15 protein-coding genes are annotated in these 18,651 nt (G+C 68.1%); 6 read left to right on the top strand and 9 right to left on the bottom strand.

Annotated features, from left to right (window positions below):
* Nucleotides 1-33: 33 nt before the first annotated feature.
* The 4 genes from A6A04_RS06050 to A6A04_RS06035 form a co-directional block, all read right to left on the bottom strand.
* The gene (locus tag A6A04_RS06050) at nucleotides 34-2,763 is read right to left on the bottom strand and encodes a DUF4159 domain-containing protein (protein ID WP_068490940.1); all 2,730 of its coding nucleotides are present in this window, start codon (nucleotides 2,761-2,763) and stop codon (nucleotides 34-36) included.
* Entirely contained in the window at nucleotides 2,760-3,599 is an 840-nt protein-coding gene (locus A6A04_RS06045) for a DUF58 domain-containing protein (protein ID WP_068490939.1), read from the bottom strand. Before A6A04_RS06045 ends, A6A04_RS06050 begins: the two co-directional genes overlap by 4 nt.
* A gap of 154 nt (nucleotides 3,600-3,753) precedes the next feature.
* Nucleotides 3,754-4,227, bottom strand: coding sequence for a low molecular weight protein-tyrosine-phosphatase (locus tag A6A04_RS06040; RefSeq protein ID WP_068490937.1), 474 nt, complete (start codon nucleotides 4,225-4,227; stop codon nucleotides 3,754-3,756).
* Nucleotides 4,228-4,283: 56 nt separating this feature from the next.
* Nucleotides 4,284-4,475 carry a hypothetical protein gene (locus A6A04_RS06035; RefSeq protein ID WP_068490935.1) on the bottom strand — a complete coding sequence of 64 codons (192 nt, stop codon included), beginning with the start codon at nucleotides 4,473-4,475 and terminating at the stop codon, nucleotides 4,284-4,286.
* 126 nt (nucleotides 4,476-4,601) lie between these two features.
* On the opposite strand from A6A04_RS06035, the gene cobB reads away from it, so the two are divergent.
* The 4 genes from cobB (at nucleotide 4,602) to A6A04_RS06015 (ending at nucleotide 11,423) form a co-directional block, all read left to right on the top strand.
* On the top strand, nucleotides 4,602-5,333 hold the full coding sequence (gene cobB / locus A6A04_RS06030) for a Sir2 family NAD+-dependent deacetylase (protein ID WP_068490933.1): 732 nt from the start codon (nucleotides 4,602-4,604) through the stop codon (nucleotides 5,331-5,333).
* Between the two features lie 56 nt (nucleotides 5,334-5,389).
* A complete protein-coding gene (locus tag A6A04_RS06025) occupies nucleotides 5,390-7,279 on the top strand; it encodes a potassium transporter Kup (protein ID WP_068490931.1) in 1,890 nt (629 codons plus the stop codon).
* A 3-nt stretch (nucleotides 7,280-7,282) separates the two neighbouring features.
* Nucleotides 7,283-9,175, top strand: coding sequence for a potassium transporter Kup (locus tag A6A04_RS06020; protein ID WP_068490929.1), 1,893 nt, complete (start codon nucleotides 7,283-7,285; stop codon nucleotides 9,173-9,175).
* Nucleotides 9,176-9,326: 151 nt separating this feature from the next.
* Complete coding sequence (locus A6A04_RS06015; RefSeq protein WP_245651091.1) at nucleotides 9,327-11,423, top strand: protein-disulfide reductase DsbD family protein; 2,097 nt, start codon at nucleotides 9,327-9,329, stop codon at nucleotides 11,421-11,423.
* A gap of 21 nt (nucleotides 11,424-11,444) precedes the next feature.
* On the opposite strand, the gene A6A04_RS06010 is transcribed toward A6A04_RS06015, so the two are convergent.
* The 5 genes from A6A04_RS06010 to A6A04_RS05990 form a co-directional block, all read right to left on the bottom strand.
* Nucleotides 11,445-11,858, bottom strand: a complete 414-nt coding sequence (locus A6A04_RS06010; protein WP_068490927.1) for a Fur family transcriptional regulator — start codon at nucleotides 11,856-11,858, stop codon at nucleotides 11,445-11,447.
* 119 nt (nucleotides 11,859-11,977) lie between these two features.
* Nucleotides 11,978-12,865 carry an MlaA family lipoprotein gene (locus tag A6A04_RS06005; RefSeq protein ID WP_068490925.1) on the bottom strand — a complete coding sequence of 296 codons (888 nt, stop codon included), beginning with the start codon at nucleotides 12,863-12,865 and terminating at the stop codon, nucleotides 11,978-11,980.
* A gap of 210 nt (nucleotides 12,866-13,075) precedes the next feature.
* Nucleotides 13,076-14,428 carry a GH1 family beta-glucosidase gene (locus A6A04_RS06000; RefSeq protein ID WP_068490923.1) on the bottom strand — a complete coding sequence of 451 codons (1,353 nt, stop codon included), beginning with the start codon at nucleotides 14,426-14,428 and terminating at the stop codon, nucleotides 13,076-13,078.
* Nucleotides 14,429-14,472: 44 nt separating this feature from the next.
* Nucleotides 14,473-14,757: an acylphosphatase gene (locus A6A04_RS05995; RefSeq protein ID WP_068490921.1), complete on the bottom strand. Its 285-nt coding sequence runs from the start codon at nucleotides 14,755-14,757 to the stop codon at nucleotides 14,473-14,475.
* Nucleotides 14,758-14,836: 79 nt separating this feature from the next.
* Nucleotides 14,837-16,537, bottom strand: a complete 1,701-nt coding sequence (locus A6A04_RS05990; protein WP_068490919.1) for a methyl-accepting chemotaxis protein — start codon at nucleotides 16,535-16,537, stop codon at nucleotides 14,837-14,839.
* Nucleotides 16,538-16,726: 189 nt separating this feature from the next.
* Here A6A04_RS05990 and A6A04_RS05985 point away from each other — a divergent pair, with 189 nt between their 5' ends.
* A complete protein-coding gene (locus tag A6A04_RS05985) occupies nucleotides 16,727-18,001 on the top strand; it encodes a cation:proton antiporter domain-containing protein (protein WP_068490917.1) in 1,275 nt (424 codons plus the stop codon).
* Entirely contained in the window at nucleotides 17,994-18,599 is a 606-nt protein-coding gene (locus A6A04_RS05980; protein ID WP_068490914.1) for a ribonuclease HII, read from the top strand. The genes A6A04_RS05985 and A6A04_RS05980 overlap by 8 nt, the downstream gene beginning before the upstream one ends.
* The last annotated feature ends 52 nt before the right edge of the window (nucleotides 18,600-18,651 follow it).

The following is an 18,651-nucleotide window of genomic DNA, read 5'->3' as shown; positions in this document are numbered from 1 at the left end:
GCTCAACGGCGCCGCGCTTCGGCTTCGCCTCGCTCATCGGCCCAGCCTTTCCAGGATGGCGGGCAGGTGTACCTGATCGGCCTTGTAATTACCGGTCAGGGCGTACATCACCAGATTGATCCCGAAGCGATAGGCCATCTCGCGTTGGCGCTCGCCGCCGGGGGTCAGGGCATGCAGCGGTCGGCCGCGCTCGTCCACCGCCCAGGCCCCCACCCAGTCATTGCCGCCCAGCACCACCGGCGACACTCCGTCATGGGCGTCGGAAGCGCCATCGGCGCGCCCCACCCAGACGGTGGTGCCGTCCCAGCGCCCCGGCGCCGATTTCAGCAGATAGAAGGCGCGGTTGAGCACATGGTCCGGCCCCAGCGGCTCCAGCCCCGGCAGGGCGAGGCCGCGCGCCAGCTCGCGCAACCGGCTTAATTCGGCGGTATCGGGACCGGCGCCCGGATGGCCCTCGTCGGCGGTATCCAGTACCACCAGCCCGCCCCGCGCCATATAGGTGTTCAGCGTCTCGGCCGCCCGGGCCGACAGCGCCTTCTGGCCCGGGGTGATGCGCCAGTAGAGCAGGGGGAAGAACACCACCGGATCGCGCTCCAGATCCACCATCAGCGGCGCGGCCATATTGGCGGTGGAGCGCAGGGTCAGCACCTGCGACAGGCCACTCAGCCCGGCGAGGCAGTCGCGGTCCACGGCGGCGTCGAAAGTGCGGATGCAGGCCAGCCGGGTGGACTGACCGGCCTCCAGGGCAAAGGCGTCCGCCGCCTGGGCCTCAAGCGGAACGGCAAGGCACAGCAGGGCCAAGGGCATGATTCGGCGCCACCACCCTTGCAGGGCCAGCACCGCCAGCCCGTCGGCCAGCAGCAGCAGCAGCGCCAGCAGCAACAGGGCCGGACCCAGATCCATGGCGGCGCTGGCCGGGTCAAGGCTCAGGGCGCGGGCCCCGGGCGGCAGCGGCAGCGGCATGGGCGGATCGAGCCGGGGCGACAGGTTCAGCGCGGCGCGGCCATCGCCGAGGCCGTACCAGCCCGGGGGATGGCGCGGACCGGCGGGCGGCATCTCCGTGCCGCCGGGCAAGGCGGCGGCGATGCCCGAGGCCGGACCCGGACGGCCGAAGCCATCCAGCAAGTCGCGCGGCGGCAACGGCCCCGACTCCCTGGCTCGGCCCTCGGTCACCGGCAAGGCCACCAGACGTCGCAGCATGTCCACGAACAGGCCCGACAGCGGCAGGTTGCTCCAATCGGCATTGGCCGAGCTATGGACCAGCACCAGCCAGCCCCGGCCGCGTCGCTGGGCCGTCACCAGGGGCGTGCCATCGGCCAGGGATGCCCAGCTCCGTTCGGCCAAGTCCAGGGCCGGCTCGGCCAATACCTGGGAGCGCACCACCACCTCGTCGGGGATGGCCAGTCCATGGAACGGCCCGGTCTCGGGGAAGGGGGCCAGCGACATGGGCACCGTCCACGACATGGCGCCGCCCAGGGCGCGCCCGCCCAGGCGCAGCCGCACCGGCAGCAGCGGGTCGCCACCGGGTCCTCCCGCCGCCGCCGCCCGGGCGAAATCGGGACCGGCGAAGCGGATCACCACGGCGCCCTGCTCGATCCTGGCCGCCAGCCGCTCGGCCAGGGGTCCGGCGGTCAGGGGCAGATCGGCCAGGAACAGCACCCCCGGCCCGTCCTCGGCAAGCAGGTCAGGCAATCCGCCCCGGCGCAGCTCGGCATGGGGGGATAGGGCGCGGTCCAAGTAGTGCAGACGGTCCAGCAGCGGCGCCCCGGATGTGTTTTCGGCGGCCACCAGCCCGACGGCGCGACGGCGCCAGCGCTCGTCCAGCAGCACCGTGGCGGCGGCCGAGCGCTCGCCCTCGATCTCCAGCCGCTCCAGCCGGTTGCGCAGCTCCAGCGGCAGCAGCAGGGGCAGCGGCGCCTCCATGTGCCCCCCTTCCACCATCACCTCGCCCCTGGCCAGCACCGTTCCGGCGGCATCCAGGCCCCGCACCGCCAGCCGCTCGGGCTGAGGGGTGGACAGCCTGCGGATCACCGGAACCAGACGGTCGGCGGCGGCGCCTTCCTCTGGCGGCATCAGTTGCCGCCCGGCCGCCCCCGCCGCCATGTCGAGGCCTCCGCCCAGGGACTGCAGTCCCCGGGCCAGATCGGCGGCGCCGGGACCGTCCATGCCGTCATGCAGCCATACCACCCGGCCGATGCGCAGCTCCTCGGGAAGCTGGCGCAGCGCCTCGACGGCGGCACGGCGATCGGGCGCCCAGGGCTTGGGCTCCAGTCCCGCCAGCTGACGCGCCGCCTCGGCGCCGGTCATGACGCGTCCCGGCGTCACCGGGCCGCCATCGGGCGGCGGCGCCGTGCCCAGCAGGATCACCGGCCGAGCCTCGCGGCCCGCCCGCTCCAGGTGCTCGTCGAGAAAAGCCCGCCGGGCGCTCCAGTCCCGCGCGGCGGCCCAGCCGTCATCCACCACCAGCAGCAGGGCGCCCACCGGAGCCGATCCCCGGGGCGGCGGCGTGGGATCGATCACGGGCCGCGCCGCCGCCAGCACTAGTACCGCCGCCAGGGCGAGACGCAGCAGCAGCAGCCAGGGAGGCGTCGCCAACGGCGTCTGATCGTGCCGCCCGAGACCGAACAGCAGGGAGATGGCGGGGAACCGGACCCGTTGCGGTTCGGGCGGCGTCACCCGCAGCAACCGCCACAACAGCGGCAGCAAGGCCAGCAGCGCCAGGGCCCAGGGGGCGCCGAAGGCCAGACCCGGCAGGAAGCTCATGGCCCGGCCTCGGCCAGTTGGCGATACAGCGCCAGCAGCGCCTGCTGCGGCGGCTGGTCGGTGCGGTGGGTGGCGAAACTCCATCCCGCCAGACGGGCACAGCTGGCCAGGCCCCGGCGATGTTCGGCCATGCGCCGGACATAGTCGGCGCGGACACCCTCGACCCGACCGACCAGCACGGCGCCCTCGCCTTCCATGCCCTCGAAGCGCACCCGTCCGTCATAGGGCAGGCTTTCCTCGGCCGGGTCCAGCACCTGGAGCAGATGGCCGCGCCCGCCGATCCTGCGGACCAGCCCCTCGGTCTCGGCCAGCGGCGCCAGGAAATCGCCCATCAGCACTACTGGCCCCTTGCGCGGCAGCAGGGCCGGGGGATGGTCGCCCGCCAGGGCCTCGGCCAACCGCTCCAGCGCCGTCACCCCGCCCAGGGGGGAACCGGCCCCCGCCAAGGGCGCCACCCGCTCGCCGCCCCGCAGCAGCAACGCCGCCAGGGCGAGCACCAGCAGTTCCGCCCGCTCGGCCTTGGTGGGCAGCGCCGCCGCCGACCGCCAGTCCATGGAGGCCGAGCCGTCGCGCCACAGCCACACCGTCTGGGCCGCCGCCCATTCCCTTTGGCGGACGAACAGATGGTCGCCCCGGGCCGATTGGCGCCAGTCGATGACGGCGGGGGCATCGCCCGGCCCGGCCCGGCGAAACTGCCAGAAGATTTCCCCTGGCCCGGCCCGGCGACGGCCATGAACCCCCAGGGCCACGGTGGCCGCGATCCGACGCGCCGCCACCAGCAGCGGCGGCAGCCGTGCCGCCAGGGCCTGAGCCTGGAAGCGGGCGGAGTGGGTCATCTGACAATCATGCCGACGAACCGATGAAGGCCTTCATCGGCGAGGAGTTGCGACCAAGGGTCGGCGCCGCTCCTGCGGCGAAAGCCAAGGGATTCGGAGAATCCCGCCCGGCGATTGAGGGACGACAAGCGAGGCGATTCATCGGCTCGCTCCATTAAAGCAATGTCTTGCGGATATGCTCCAGCAGGCCCGCCGATCCGGCCTCGATCATGTCGAGGACCCGCTCGAAGCCGTCGCCGCCACCGTAATAGGGATCCGGCACGTCTTGCAGCCGCAACTGGGGCGCGAAGGACAGGAACAGGGCCAGGCGGTCCTGCCGCACCGGCGGACACCGGCTGGTCAACAGCCCAAGATGGCCGCGATCCATGGCCAGGATCAGGTCGAAGCTGTCGAAATCCGCCTTCTCCACCTGACGGGCGCGCAGATCGTCCAGGATGACGCCGCGCCGCCTGGCTGCCGCTACCGAGCGGTCATCGGGTGGCTGGCCGACGTGATAGGCATGGGTTCCCGCCGAATCCACCGCGATGACGCCGTCCAGCCCCTGGCTTTGCACCAGATCGCGGAAAACACCGTGGGCGGTGGGCGACCGGCAGATATTGCCGGTGCAGACGAACAGAATCTTGACCATGGCCGCACGATCCTCCTGCCTTCGGGATTATCCCCTCGCCAGGATCGCCGCAAGCACTATTCGCCGCTCTTGGCCTGGCGTTCCAGGGTGGTCAGCGACCGATGCAGGGCATTGAAGTCGAAATTGCGGCCGGTCTGCGGCGCCTCGACGCCCTGGGACCTGCCGAAGGCCCGCGCCAGCCATCCCTTGGGCTTTTGCGTCCGCGCGGAAATTTCCTCCCCTCCCGGGGATATTGACGTCTCGGACATCGTGCTTCCTCCCCCGCCCCTTTGGTGGGGCTTATTTGCAGCTTTGAATATTGACGGTTTCGCCACCGACTGGAAGACTCCAGTTGTGACAATCACTCTCGACTGAAGTCATAGGCCGATCCGAGCATGCCCCCCATCCCCAAGGACGCCCCCATCGTCGTGCTGACCGGCGCCGGTATTTCCAAGGAATCTGGCCTGGACACCTTCCGCGACAAGGACGGAATCTGGAGCAAGGTCCGACTGGAAGACGTCGCCACCCCGGAAGGGTTCAAGCGCGATCCCGCCCGGGTCCACGCCTTCTACAACGCCCGGCGCCGCAGCCTGGCCGAGGACGGCATCTCGCCCAATCCCGCCCATGACGCCCTGGCGCGGCTGGAGCGGGAGTGGCATGGCCCGGTTCTGGTGGTGACCCAGAACATCGACGACCTGCACGAGCGCGCGGGATCGACCCGCCTGATCCACATGCATGGCGAGTTGCTGAAGGTCCGCTGCAGGCGCTGCAATCGTCCCATGGAATGGACCGGCGACCTGGACACCGGCCATGCCTGCCCCGATTGCGGCCGTCCCGGACTGCTGCGCCCCCATGTGGTGTGGTTCGGCGAGATGCCGTTGGACATGGGGCTGATCTTCCAGGCCCTGGACGACTGCGCCCTGTTCGTCTCCATCGGCACTTCGGGCCATGTCTATCCGGCGGCGGGGTTCGTGGCCCAGGTCAGGAGACGGGGCAAGGCCCACACCATCGAACTGAACCTGGAGCCCTCCGAAGGCGCCTCACTGTTCCATGAAATCCGCCAAGGCCCTGCCTCAGAGCTGGTTCCGGCCTTCGTCGACGAATTGATGCATTCTCAGGATGCTTGACTCCTGGCCCATTCCGGGTAGGCATGTGCGGTTAGAGACTACAGGGGACACCTGATATGACGGCTCACCCCGGCGACGGCCAGTCCCGGAACGTGCCCGCCCTGATGCTGGCCGCCATCGGGGTGGTATTCGGCGACATCGGCACCAGCCCGCTCTATGCCCTGAAGGAAACCTTCGCCGGCCACCATGCCATGGCGTTGGACAAGGCCAACATCCTGGGCGTGCTGTCGCTGATGTTTTGGGCCATCACCATCATCGTCTCGTTCAAATACGTCATCATCATCATGCGTGCCGACAACCGGGGCGAAGGCGGATCGCTGTCGCTGCTGGCGCTGGTCAGCCGCGCCGCCGAGGGCCACGGCCGCCTGCCCATCATCGTCAGTTCGCTCGGCATCTTCGCCGCCGCCCTGTTCTACGGCGATTCCATCATCACCCCCGCCATCTCGGTTCTGTCGGCGGTGGAGGGGCTGCGGATCGCCGCTCCCAACCTGGAACAGTGGGTCGTCCCCCTGACCATCGCCATCCTGGTGGTGCTGTTCGCCATCCAGTCCCACGGCACCGATCTGGTGGGCAAGCTGTTCGGCCCGGTGATGCTGGTCTGGTTCGGCACCCTGGCGGTGCTGGGCGTCAAGAACATGGCCCTGGCGCCATCGGTGCTGTCGGCGCTGTCGCCCCACCATGCCATCGCCCTGATCTTCCGCGAGGGCTGGACCGCCTTCCTGGCGCTGGGCTCGGTGGTGCTGTGCGTCACCGGCGCCGAGGCGCTTTACACCGATATGGGCCATTTCGGCCGCCTGCCCATCCGGCTGGCCTGGTACATGTTCGTGCTGCCCGCCCTGATCCTGAACTATTTCGGCCAGGGCGCCCTGCTGATCAGCGATCCGGCCGCCATCGCCAATCCGTTTTTCAAGCTGGCGCCCACCGCCATGGCGCTGCCCCTGGTGATCCTGGCCACCCTGGCCACCGTCATCGCCAGCCAGGCGGTGATCTCGGGCGCCTTCTCGGTCACCCGCCAGGCCATCCAGCTGGGCCTGCTGCCGCGCATGGAGATCATCCACACCTCCAAGGACGAGATGGGCCAGATCTATCTGCCCTTCGTCAATTGGCTGCTGCTGCTGCTGGTGATCGCCCTGGTGCTGGGCTTCCAGACCTCGAGCAATCTGGCCGCTGCCTATGGCGTGGCGGTAACCGGCACCATGGTCATCGACGCGCTGCTGGTGGGGACGGTGATGCTGCTGATCTGGAAATGGAATCCGCGCAAGGTCAAGATCATGGTCGGCGGCTTCCTGGTGGTGGACCTGGCCTTTTTCCTGGCCAATTCCATCAAGATTCCCGATGGCGGCTGGTTCCCGCTGATCGCGGGCGGCCTGCTGTTCACCGTGATGGCCACCTGGAAACACGGCCGCCAGCGCCTGCTGGCCAAGCTGCGCGCCGAGGCCTTCCCGGTGGAGGATTTCCTGGCCTCGCTGTCCGACCGGGTGCCAAGGGTGCCCGGAACCGCCGTGTTCCTGACCGGCACCTCCGAGGGCGTGCCCATCGCGCTTTTGCATAACATGAAGCACAACAAGATCATCCACGAACGGGTGGTCCTGCTGACCGTCCAGGTGGAGGAGCGGCCCTTCGTGCCCGAGGCCGACCGGCTGGAACACCGCCTGCTGGCGCCCAACTTCCACCGCTTGTTCCTGCGCTACGGCTTCATGGAATCGCCCAATATTCCCAAGGCGCTGGCCCATGCCCGCTCGGACCAGCTGGGCTTCTTCTACGAACCCATGTCGGTGTCCTATTTCGTCTCGCGCGAGACTCTGATCCCGCTGCCCAAGCAGGGCTGGGCCGACAAGCGCGATCAGGTGTTCGCCGCCTTGGCCCGCATGGCCACCAGCGCCATGGATTACTTCCATCTCCCCAGCAATCGCGTGGTCGAGCTGGGCAGCCAGATCGAGATTTAAGCCATGGCAGCCGACACCCCAGACAAAACCGATATGAAGCGCCTGGCGGGGCTGTCACTGGCCGCCCTGGGCGTGGTCTATGGCGATATCGGCACCAGCCCGCTCTACACCTTGAAGGAATGCTTCAATCCCGCCCATGGGGCGCCGCTGACCCCCGAGAACATCTACGGCATCGCCTCGCTGGTATTCTGGGCCATCATCATCGTGGTGACCCTGAAATACGTGCTGTTCGTCATGCGTGCCGACAACCGGGGCGAGGGCGGCATCCTGGCGCTGCTGGCACTGGCCATGCGCGCCACCGGTACCGACAAGAGACGCACCGGCCTGCTGGCCTCGCTGGGACTGGCCGGTGCGGCGCTGTTCTTCGGCGACGGCATGATCACCCCGGCCATCTCGGTGCTGTCGGCGGTGGAGGGCCTCGAGGTCGGGACCCCCATGTTCCAGCCCTTCGTGGTCCCCATCACCCTGGCGGTACTGGTGGTGCTGTTCGCCATCCAGAGCCACGGCACCGAAATCGTCGGCCGCCTGTTCGGCCCGGTGATGACCGTGTGGTTCATCACCATCGCCACACTCGGCCTGATCGAAGTGATCGGCCATCCCAGTATCCTGGCCGCCATCAATCCCGCCTATGGCGCCGTGTTCCTGGTCAATCACGGCTGGATCGGCTTCGTGGTGCTGGGCTCGGTGGTGCTGGCGGTCACCGGCGGCGAGGCGCTTTATGCCGATATGGGGCATTTCGGCAAGCTGCCCATCCAGCTTTCCTGGTTCGTCCTGGTGCTGCCCGCCCTGACGCTCAGCTATTTCGGTCAGGCCGCCCTGATCCTGGACCAACCCGAGGCCGTCAGTAATCCCTTCTATCTGCTGGCCCCCGACTGGGCGCTGTACCCCTTGGTGGCGTTGTCGACCCTGGCCACGGTCATCGCCAGCCAGGCGGTGATCTCGGGCGTGTTCTCGCTGTCGCGCCAAGCGGTGCAGCTGGGCTATTCGCCCCGGCTGGACATCCGCCACACATCCGACGAGGAAGAGGGGCAGATCTACATTCCGCGCGCCAATTGGGGGCTGTTGCTGGGCATCATCGCCCTGGTGGTGGGATTCAAGAGTTCGTCCAACCTCGCCGCCGCCTACGGCATCGCGGTGACCGGCACCATGGCCACCACCACCTTGCTGGCGCTGGTGGTGGCGCGCACCATGTGGAAATGGCCGCTGGGCCTGTGCATCGGTCTCGGCGTGATTTTTCTGGCCATCGACTTTGCCTTCCTTGGCGCCAACCTGCTGAAAGTGGCCCATGGCGGCTGGTTCCCCCTGGCGGTGGGCGCCATCATGTTCCTGCTGATGGCCACCTGGCGGCGCGGCCGCGTCATCCTGGCCAAGCGCCTGGCCGAGGGCGCCATGCCGCTCGACCTGTTCCTGAAGCAGGTCAAGGATTCCGAGAACACGCTCCGGGTGCGCGGCACCGCCATCTTCATGACCGGCGATCCCGATACCGTGCCCATCGCGCTGCTGCACAACATGAAGCACAACAAGGCCCTGCATCAGCGGGTGGTGTTCATGACGGTGGTGACCGAAGACATTCCCCGCATCCCCGCCCGCGACCGGGTGGTGGTGGAGGGCCTCGCCGAGGGCTTCTACCGCATCACGGTGCGCTACGGCTTCTTCCAGGAGCCGGACATTCCCAAGGTGCTGCGGCTGTGCAAGGCCTTCGGACTTGAATTCGACATGATGGATACATCATTCTTCCTGGGCCGCGAGACGGTGGTCCCGTCCGTCCATCCCGAAATGGCGGAATGGCGGGAACGCCTCTACGTGGTGATGGGCCGCAACGCGGTCTCGGCCACCGACTTCTTCCGCATTCCCGCCGGGCGCGTGGTGGAGTTGGGCATTCAGGTCCAGATGTAAGGGCGGAGAAGCCCCCATGTGATGGGTCATTCCGACGACCACCGGGAGGAGGAATCCCGTTCTGGCTCGGCTGTTCCAGTGGGAAACCGCCATCCCAAGCGGAGATTCCTCGCTTGCGCTCGGAATGACAGATACGGATTGTAAGGCCATCATGCGCGTGTTGCTCGCTGTGTTGATGCTGTGGCTGGGAATGACGGCAGTCTTCGCCGCCGCTCCGGGTGAATCGGATTGGGCCGCCAGCGAATCCGGCCGGGTGCGGCTGGTGGCCGCCACCACTTCGGTGGGACAAGCCGCCGAGTTGCGCCTGGGGGTGCAGTTCCAACTTCAGCCCGGCTGGAAGATCTATTGGCGCAGCCCCGGCGACGCCGGCTATCCCCCCCGGCTGGACTGGGCCGGGTCGGCCAATCTGGGCGAGCCCGCCATCCGCTGGCCCGCCCCCCACCGCTTCGTGCTGGCGGGACTGCAGAACCACGGTTATGTGGGCGAGGTGGTGCTGCCGCTGGACGTGCCGGTCATCACCCCCGGCCAGCCGGTTGCGGCGCGCCTAGCGGTGGATTTCCTGGCCTGCTCGCAGATTTGCGTACCGCAGAAGGCGGAACTGGCCCTGGACCTGCCCGCCGGGGCGGCGCTGCCGTCCGAGGCCGCCCATGTGATCAGCCGCTTCGCCGCCCTGGTCCCCGGCGACGGTATCCGCCACGGCCTCGCCCTGGAGCGGCCCGAGACCTTCGGCGAGGGCGACGGCGCCGTGCTGCGCCTGTCCCTGGCCGCCAGCGAGCCCCTGACCGAGCCCGACGCCTTCGTCGAGGCCGAGGAGGTGGCCGGGTTCGGCCAACCGCGCGTCACCCTGTCCAGCGATCGCCGCTCCGCCTTGCTGGAGATTCCCGTCACCCCCGGCACGGTGCAAAAGCCACTGGCGGGCCAGACGCTGCGGGTGACCGTGACCGACGGGCTGCGCAGCCTGGAGACCAGCGTCACCCCCCTGGCCATGCCAGCCCCGCCCCCCACCGTCAATCCACCCGAAACCGGGTTGTGGGGCATGCTGGCGGTGGCGCTGCTGGGCGGGCTGATCCTCAACCTGATGCCCTGCGTCCTGCCGGTTCTGTCCATCAAGCTGCTGGGCATCCTGGGCCATGGCGGCGGCGAACGCGGCCATGTGCGAGCCAGCTTCATCGCCTCGGCGGCGGGTATCTTCGTCTCGTTCCTGGCCCTGGCCGCCCTGGCCATCGCCGTCAAGCAGGCGGGCCAGGCGGTGGGCTGGGGCATCCAGTTCCAGCAGCCCGGCTTCCTGGCGGTGATGGTGGTGCTGTTGGCCCTGTTCGCCGCCAATCTGTGGGGCGCCTTCGAGATCCCCCTGCCCGGCTGGCTGATGAATGCGGGCGGCGGCGGGCGCCATCACACCGTGCTGGGGCATTTCCTGTCGGGGGCCTTCGCCACCGTGCTGGCCACGCCATGCTCGGCGCCGTTCCTGGGCACCGCCATCGGCTTTGCCCTGGCGCGTGGTCCGGTGGAGATCATCGCCATCTTCGCCGCCCTGGGCCTGGGCATGGCGGCGCCCTTCCTGGCGGTGGCCCTGTGGCCCGACGCGGCCCTGCGCCTGCCCCGTCCCGGTCGCTGGATGATCACCGTGCGCAAGCTGCTGGGCCTGGCGCTGGCGGCGACCGGTGTCTGGCTGCTGAGCGTGCTGGCGGCGCAGGCGGGCATCGCCGTGGCGCTGGTCTCGGGCGGCGCGGTGGCGGGAGCGGTGCTGATCCTGGCGCTGAAGCCCCGGCTGCCGCCATCGTCACGCTCGGCGGTGATGGCTTGCGTCGCCGCCCTGGCCGGTCTGGCGGTGGCGGCGCCTTTCCACGGCGGCGAGGCGGCGCGCGGCTCGGCCGATACCGGCTCCGTCGCCTGGGTGGCGTTCGACGCCAGCGCCATTCCCCGGCTGGTGGGCGAGGGCAAGGTGGTGTTCGTCGACGTCACCGCCGACTGGTGCATCACCTGCAAGGTCAACAAGGCGGCGGTCATCGAGCGCGGCCCGGTGGCCAAGCGGCTGGGCGCCGCCCAGACCGTGGCCATGAAGGCCGACTGGACGCGGCCCGATGACGGCATCGCCCGCTATCTGGCGTCATTCGGCCGCTACGGCATTCCGTTCAACGCGGTTTATGGTCCGGCGGCGCCGGACGGCATCGCCTTGCCGGAACTGTTGAGTGATTCGGATGTCCTGGGCGCCCTGGACCGGGCGGCGGGCGTGGGGGCGGGGCGCTGAGCGGCGCCCCATCCAGCCCGATCAGATACGGCGGACCTTGATCACCACGTCGATGCCCTGGATGGCCATGCCCGGTGGCGCCTGGGGCAGGTCGATCACCTGGGGCTGCGGGCCGTGGATGTCCTCCAACTGGCCGCTGACCACGTCATAGAAGTGGTGGTGTTCGCCGGTATTGGTGCAGAACCAAGTGCGGTCGCCCACACCGACACGGCGCAGCAAGCCGGCTTCGGCAAAATTGTTCAAGGTGTTGTAGACCGTGGCCAGCGACATCCGGATCCCGGCATCGCTGAGTTCGCGATGAAAGCTTTCCGGAGTCAAATGGCGGCGACCACCCTCGCGGATGGCCCGCATAACCCCCAGGCGCTGGCTGGTGGGGCGAATACCTGCCTCGCGGAGACGGTCACTGTCCACGCGAACGGGCTCAATGGCGGCCATGTCGTCACCTGCTGACAAGCTGGAATTACTATTATCTGAAGGAAAGCAAATTCCCATAAAGCCTTCAAGGTTTTTCACCCCTCCCTGGCCGGTCGGCATAGGCGGGAGGGGTGTGGCTCCTATTTCTTCTGATCGATGAATTCCACGGCGCTGGACGGCGCGTCGGGGTCGCCCGGCTGACCGGCCCCGGCGGGTGCCGGAATGGCGGGAGCGGCGGCCGGGGTGGCCCCCGAAGCCGCCGGGACGGCCGTGCTCGGCACCTCGGCGGCGGGCCGCTTGTGCCCGGCCAGGGCGGCGTTGATGGTCGCCTCGCGGTTCTGGCGGAACAGCGAGCGGAAGGTGGCGTATTCGTCCAGCGAGGTCCGGCGGATTTCCTTGATGGGGTCCAGGTATTCGGTCCGAGAATCCAGCACGCTGGCGCCGGTTTGGGCATAGCCCGCCGCTTCGAGGCCATAAGCCCCCAGCACATGGCCGGTGGGATGGGCGAAGAAGTCGGCGGCGCGCCCGGCCCCGTCGCGGGTGCTGGCCGGGCCGAAGAACGGCAGCATCAGATAGGGACCTTCGGGAACGCCCCAGACGGCGAAGGTGACGCCGATATCGGTCTTGTGCGGCTTGGCGCCGCCGGTTTCCGCCACCACGTCACGGGTGCCGAACAGGCCCCAGGTGGAGTTGATCATGAAGCGGCCCAGCGCGTCGGCGGCGGCCTCGGGATTGCCCTGCAGCAGATCGTTGCCGGCGATATAGGGTTCTTCCAGATTGGCCAGGAAATTATGGACGGCGCGCCGGAACCAATCGGGGAAATTCTCGCGATAGGCTTCGGCGACGGGCTCCATCACCGCCTTGTCCAGGGCGCTGTTGAAGTCGTAGACGGCGCGGTTGGTCGGCTCCAGCGGATCGTTGACGGCCTCGGCCTCCGCCCGCTCCTCCGGATCATCGGGAAGAGTGGCGCAAGCCCCCAGCATGACGATCGCCGCGGCCGCGGCAATGGAAACCAAACCTCGCGACATTTCTCGTCCCTCCTGCCGACCCCTTTCGGCCGGATGTGTCGTTCGCATGGACCGGCAGGCGGAGTCAAGGGGCGTCAGAGCCGGATGCCTTGATGTTGAATCGCCATGCGGTCAACCATCACAGCTGAATCCGCCACTCCATCAATAGATTAGAGGGAGATTCAGACATTGGGATCATGGCGCGGACGCCCGATCCAATGCCATCGCACTCTAGACTCGCCCGGTTCGAATCACCTCGGCGAACCACTTATAGCTGTCCTTGGGCGTGCGCTTCAGGGTGTCGTAATCCACCCGGACGATGCCGAACCGCTTGGACAGGCCATAGGCCCATTCGAAATTGTCCAGCAGCGACCACACCAGGTAGCCCTTGACGTTGCAGCCGTCGCCCAGGGCGCGGCCGACCTCGGCCACATGGTCACGGATGAAGGCCACCCGCTCGGAATCGTGAACCTGTCCATCGGGGCTGACCACGTCGTCATAGGCGGCGCCGTTCTCGGCGATGAAGACCGGCGGATTGCCGTAGAGCTCCTTGAATTCGCGCAGCAAGTCGTAGAGCCCGTCCGGCTGCACCGGCCAGGCCATGGCGGTCCAGCGGTCGCAATGGGCATCGCCCCAGAACACGTCGAAGGGATGGCCTTCCTCGTGCTTCATGGTCATGCGGGAATAGTAGTTGATGCCCAGCAGGTCGAGGGGGAACTTGATGGCCTCCAGATCGCCGGGCTTGACGATGGCGGCCATCTTCTCGGCCAGCACGTCGGGAATGGCGCCGCGCAGGACGCCGTCCAGCGGCACCCGGTTCCACACCGCGTCCCAGCGGATGGCGGCGGCCTTGTTCTTCGGGTCGTCGTCCTGGGAGCGGCAGGGCTGCAGGTTGATGACGGTGCCCAGATTGGCCTTGGGATATTCGGCGCGGATGGCGCGGAGCGCGGCGCCCTGGGCCAGGTTCTGGTGGTGCAGCGCCTTCAGGATGCCGTCCTCGCCCAGCTTGTAGCCCGGCGCGTGCTCGCCGATGCCATAGCCGATGATGGCCACCACATTGGGCTCGTTCAGCATGAACCAGTCCTTGACCCGGTCGCCCAGGCGCTTCGACGCGATGGCGGCGTATTCGGCGAAGGGGCCGACGATCTCGCGCCCCTGCCAGCCGCCCTTGTCCTCCAGCGGCTGCGGCAGGTCCCAGTGGTAGAGGCAGGCCATGGGGCGGATGCCCGCCTCCAGGATCTTGTCCACCAGCCGGTCGTAGAAATCGAGGCCCTTGGGGTTCACCGCGCCGGTTCCCGCCGGGATGATGCGCGGCCAGGCCAGCGAGAAGCGATAGGCGTTGAAACCCGCCGCCTTCATCAGGGCAATGTCTTCCGGATAGCGGTGGTAGTGGTCGCAGGCCACCTTGGCGCTGGACCCATCCATGATCTTTCCGTCGGCGGTGAACTTGTCCCAGATGGTCATGCCCCGACCATCGGTGTCGTAGGCGCCCTCGATCTGATAGGCGGCGGTGGAGGCGCCCCAGAAGAAATCCTTGGGGAACTGGCGGGCGGCGGCTTGGGCTTCGGGCTTGGCAAGGGTCATGGCGGCGGCTCCGGCAAGGACTTGGCGGCGGGTGAGGCGAAGAGTCATGCGGTGGGACGCTGGTGGAAGTCGTGGCCCACCGTCTCGACGGAGGGTTCCACCGAGACGCGGGCAACGGAAGCGGCGGGGGGACCGCGATGGCAGGCATGGACCATGTCGTCGACGGTGACGGCCGGGCCATGGAAGACCGCCTCCACCGAGCCGTCGGAGCGATTGCGCACCCATCCGGCCAATCCCCGGGCGGCGGCCTGCTCGATGGTCCAGCCGCGATACCACACGCCCTGGACCCGGCCCTCGATGACGACGCGAACGGTCTTGGACTCGCTCAACCGCGCTCTCCCAACTCTCCCATCCCTGGATTTAAGCACGGGACGGGAAGTCTGGGAAGATGGGGGCTGGGCCGCCCCGTCAGGCGGCCGAACCCTCGTCGCGGATGCCGTTCAGCACCTGATGCATGGTGCCGCGCAGGGTTTCGGCCTGGTGACTGAGTTCGGCGGCCGCCTCGAGCACCTCGCGGGCCGCCTCGCTGCTGGAGCGCGCGCCTTCGTTGACGCCGCCGATATTTTCCGCCACCTCGCTGGTGCCCGCATGGGCCTGCTGGATATTGCGGGAAATCTCCTGGGTGGCGGCGCCCTGCTGCTCCACCGACTCGGCGATGGAGGCCGAGATGGCGTTCATGCGCTCGATGATTTCGGCGATGTTGCGGATGGCGGAGACCGCCTGGTCGGTGCGGGTCTGCACCCCGACGATCTGGCCGGTGATCTCCTCGGTGGCGCGCGCGGTCTGGCTGGCCAGGGTCTTGACCTCGTTGGCCACCACGGCGAAGCCCTTGCCCGCCTCGCCCGCCCTGGCCGCCTCGATGGTGGCGTTGAGCGCCAGCAGGTTGGTCTGGGCGGCGATGTCGTTGATCAGGCTGACTACCTCGCCGATACGGCCCGCCGCTTCCGCCAGGCCGCGCACCAACTCGTCGGTGGTGGCGGCCTCGGCCGCCGCCCTTTGGGCGATGGAACTGGCGGTGACCACCTGCGAGGCGATCTCGCGCGACGAGGCCGACAGCTCCTCGCTGGCCGCCGCCACCGTCGCCACATTGGCCGCCGCCTGCTCGCTGGCCGCCGCCACCGCGCCGCTGCGGACCATGGTCTGCTCGGAAATGGAGGACAGCCCCTGGGCATTGGCCTGAAGCTCGGAAGCCGCCGAGGCGACGATGCCGATCACCTCGACCACCTGGCGCTCCATATGGTCGGCGGTGGCGTGCAGCGCCTGACGCCGTTCGGCGACGGAACGAGCCTCGTGCTCGGCTTGCTCGCGGCGCAGGGACTCCATCTTGCGGGCATTCTCCTTGAACACCTCCACCGAGTGGGCCATGGCGCCGATCTCGTCGCCGCGCCCCAGGGCCGGAACCGCCACCGACAAGTCACCGTCCGCCAATTTGCCCATGATCGCGGTCATGGCCTTGACCGGCCGCACCATGCCGGTGATCACCCCAACCACCCCGGCCAGGGTCAGGGCCAGCACCAGGCCGGACACCGTCCACAGCACCGCCATGAAGGAGGATTCGCGGGCGGCGGCGAATTTCTCGGTCTCGGCGGTCAGGATCTCGGTGTCCTTGACCACCCGGTCGATCTCGACCCGATGGGCACCATAGGCCTTGGAGATGATCGCATAGGCGGCGCGCGCCGCGTCCAGGTCGCCCTTTTCCAGCGCGGGCAGGAACTGGGTCTCGGTGGCCTGCCACAGCAGCATGGCCGGGCCATGGGCATCCTTGGTCAGGTGGTCGCGGATCTGGGGGTCGAAGTCCTGCGCCACCCAGTAGTCGTGCCGATCGTCATAGTCCTTGCGCAGCTTGGCCAGGGCCTGCTTGCGTTGGGGAAGCTCCGAGGGATCGGCCAGCAACAGGCTGGTTTCCAGATAGGCTTCGATCACGTATTCCGGCGGCGGCAGGATATCGGCCACCAGATCCTTGCCCAGGACGATCCGCTGGTAGACCGGCCCCCCCACCTTCAATTCGTCGATAGCCCACAGGCTGGTGCCGACCATGGCGATGAAGCCGAGGACAACCGTCACCCCGAACAGATTGGTCATCGTGGCGATGCTGATCCTGCCTACCATTATCTATCCCCTTCGGCGAACGCGACCACAACGCCCAATTGTTGAGCGTTTCTTCAGATAAGCCTAATTTTCAGGCAATGTGGCAGAATCATGAACCTTTCCGCAATAGCTTATGAACGGCAGGTGCCATATTGCCGCCACATCCCTGCTTTAGACGGGACCGTGCCGCTGTGCTAAAGAGACCCAATCATGGATATTCACCACCCGGAACTGACCGCCGCCGCCATCGTCGCCATGGCCGCCATGCTGTGCGGCGGGTTGATGGCGCGGCTGCGCCAGCCCGCCATCGTCGGCTATATCCTGGCGGGCGTCGCCCTGGGACCGTCGGGGCTGGGACTGGCCAATAACCGCGAGGCCATCTCGGTGCTGGCCGAGTTCGGCGTGCTGATGCTGCTGTTCGTGGTGGGCATGCGCCTGGACCTGCGCCGCTTCATGGCGGTGTGGAAGACCGCCCTGTTCGTCACCGTCTTGCAGATCGCGGGCAGCGTCGGCACCGCCCTGCTGCTGCGCCATGTCATGGGCTGGAGCCTGGGGATGGCGGTGGTGCTGGGCTGCGCCGTCGCCATCTCGTCCACCGCCGTGGTGATCAAGGTGCTGGAAAGCTCGGACGAGCTGGATACCCCGGTGGGCCGCACCACCGTGGCCATCCTGATCGCCCAGGACATGGCGGTGGTGCCCATGATCCTGACCCTGGAAGCCATGGAGACCCGCAGCTTCGAGGCCATGGACGCCGGGCGGGTGGTCTTGTCCATGGCGCTGCTGGCCCTGTTGTTCGCGGTGCTGTCGCGCCGCCGCCTTCACCTGCCCCTGACATCGAGGCTGGTGCATGATGTCGACCTGTCCACCCTGGCGGCGCTGACCTGGTGCTTCGGCGCCGCTGCCCTGTCGGGCCTGCTCAACCTGTCGCCCGCCTATGGCGCCTTCCTGGGCGGTATCATCCTGGGCAATACCGCCGAGAGCGAGGTGCTGCTGAAACGCGCCCAGCCGGTGAAAAGCGTGCTGCTGATGGTGTTCTTCCTGTCCATCGGACTGCTGCTGGATTTCGGCTTCATCTGGCGGAATCTGGGCAGCGTGCTGCTGTTGCTGCTGATGGTCACGGTGTTCAAGACCGGGCTGAACATCGCGGCGCTGCGCCTGCTGCGCCAGGACTGGCCCAGCGCCTTCCTGGCGGGCGTCGCCCTGGCCCAGATCGGCGAATTCTCCTTTCTGCTGGCCGAGACCGGCAAGGCCGGGCGGCTGATCACCACCCAGGAAACCAAGCTGGTGGTGGCGGTGACGGTGCTGTCGCTGGTGCTGTCGCCATTCTGGCTGTTCACCATGCGCCGCATGCACGGACTCGCCGCCTCGCAGATTCATTCCTTCCGCGAATTGATGAACGGGCTGTACGGCCGCGAGGCCAATGCCCTAGCGCGGGCCGCCAGACGGGCACGGCTGCTGGCGCGGCGGAGGGGCGGGGATGCCTGACCTGTCCCGCGAAGCCGCCCTGGGCGGCGTGGTCTGCGGCATCGACGAGGTGGGACGCGGGCCGCTGGCCGGGCCGGTGATCGCGGCGGCCGTGATCCTGGACCCCACCCGCCTGCCCGCCCGCCTGCTGGAGCGCCTCGACGATTCCAAGGCGCTGTCCAAGCGGCTGCGGGAGGAGTTGGCGGAACTGGTGCCCGAGACCGCCCGGGTCGGCTTCGGCGAATGCTCGGTCGACGAGATCGACCGCCTCAACATCCTGCAGGCCACCCTGCAGGCCATGCGTCGGGCCCATGATTCCCTGGGCGTGGTTTGCGGGCACGCGCTGGTGGACGGCAACCGTCCGCCCCGCCTGCCCTGCCCGGTCACCTGCGTGGTCAAGGGCGATTCCCTGTCGCTGTCCATCGCCGCGGCCTCGGTGGTGGCCAAGGTGCGCCGCGACGCCCTGATGGCCGAACTGGCCCTGGCCCATCCCGGCTATGGCTGGGAGCGCAACGCCGGATACGGCACGCCTGAGCACTTGGAGGCGCTGAAACGGCTCGGCCCCACCCCCCATCACCGCCGCTCCTTCGCCCCGGTGGCGCAATATATGCCGCCTTGAGCGGGGGGTTATCCACAACCTGTGGCAATGAATCGTGTGATTCCAATAGGTT

The sequence above is a fragment of the Paramagnetospirillum marisnigri genome (genome assembly GCF_001650715.1).
In the GTDB taxonomy this organism is placed as follows: Bacteria; Pseudomonadota; Alphaproteobacteria; order Rhodospirillales; family Magnetospirillaceae; genus Phaeospirillum; species Phaeospirillum marisnigri.
Note: the sequence above shows the minus strand (reverse complement) of the source record. Positions and strands in the feature narration are given on the sequence as shown.

What these genes read in the sequence shown, in the direction of transcription:
- A6A04_RS06010 (WP_068490927.1), bottom strand. Translation starts at nt 11,858, where the DNA reads ATGGCCGCCATTGAGCCCGTTCGCGTGGACAGTGACCGTCTCCGCGAG.
- A6A04_RS06035 (WP_068490935.1), bottom strand. Translation starts at nt 4,475, where the DNA reads ATGTCCGAGACGTCAATATCCCCGGGAGGGGAGGAAATTTCCGCGCGG.
- A6A04_RS06000 (WP_068490923.1), bottom strand. Translation starts at nt 14,428, where the DNA reads ATGACCCTTGCCAAGCCCGAAGCCCAAGCCGCCGCCCGCCAGTTCCCC.
- A6A04_RS06020 (WP_068490929.1), top strand. Translation starts at nt 7,283, where the DNA reads ATGGCAGCCGACACCCCAGACAAAACCGATATGAAGCGCCTGGCGGGG.
- A6A04_RS05980 (WP_068490914.1), top strand. Translation starts at nt 17,994, where the DNA reads ATGCCTGACCTGTCCCGCGAAGCCGCCCTGGGCGGCGTGGTCTGCGGC.
- A6A04_RS05985 (WP_068490917.1), top strand. Translation starts at nt 16,727, where the DNA reads ATGGATATTCACCACCCGGAACTGACCGCCGCCGCCATCGTCGCCATG.
- A6A04_RS06045 (WP_068490939.1), bottom strand. Translation starts at nt 3,599, where the DNA reads ATGACCCACTCCGCCCGCTTCCAGGCTCAGGCCCTGGCGGCACGGCTG.
- A6A04_RS06015 (WP_245651091.1), top strand. Translation starts at nt 9,327, where the DNA reads ATGCGCGTGTTGCTCGCTGTGTTGATGCTGTGGCTGGGAATGACGGCA.
- A6A04_RS06005 (WP_068490925.1), bottom strand. Translation starts at nt 12,865, where the DNA reads ATGTCGCGAGGTTTGGTTTCCATTGCCGCGGCCGCGGCGATCGTCATG.
- A6A04_RS06040 (WP_068490937.1), bottom strand. Translation starts at nt 4,227, where the DNA reads ATGGTCAAGATTCTGTTCGTCTGCACCGGCAATATCTGCCGGTCGCCC.
- A6A04_RS05990 (WP_068490919.1), bottom strand. Translation starts at nt 16,537, where the DNA reads ATGGTAGGCAGGATCAGCATCGCCACGATGACCAATCTGTTCGGGGTG.
- A6A04_RS06025 (WP_068490931.1), top strand. Translation starts at nt 5,390, where the DNA reads ATGACGGCTCACCCCGGCGACGGCCAGTCCCGGAACGTGCCCGCCCTG.
- A6A04_RS06050 (WP_068490940.1), bottom strand. Translation starts at nt 2,763, where the DNA reads ATGAGCTTCCTGCCGGGTCTGGCCTTCGGCGCCCCCTGGGCCCTGGCG.
- cobB (WP_068490933.1), top strand. Translation starts at nt 4,602, where the DNA reads ATGCCCCCCATCCCCAAGGACGCCCCCATCGTCGTGCTGACCGGCGCC.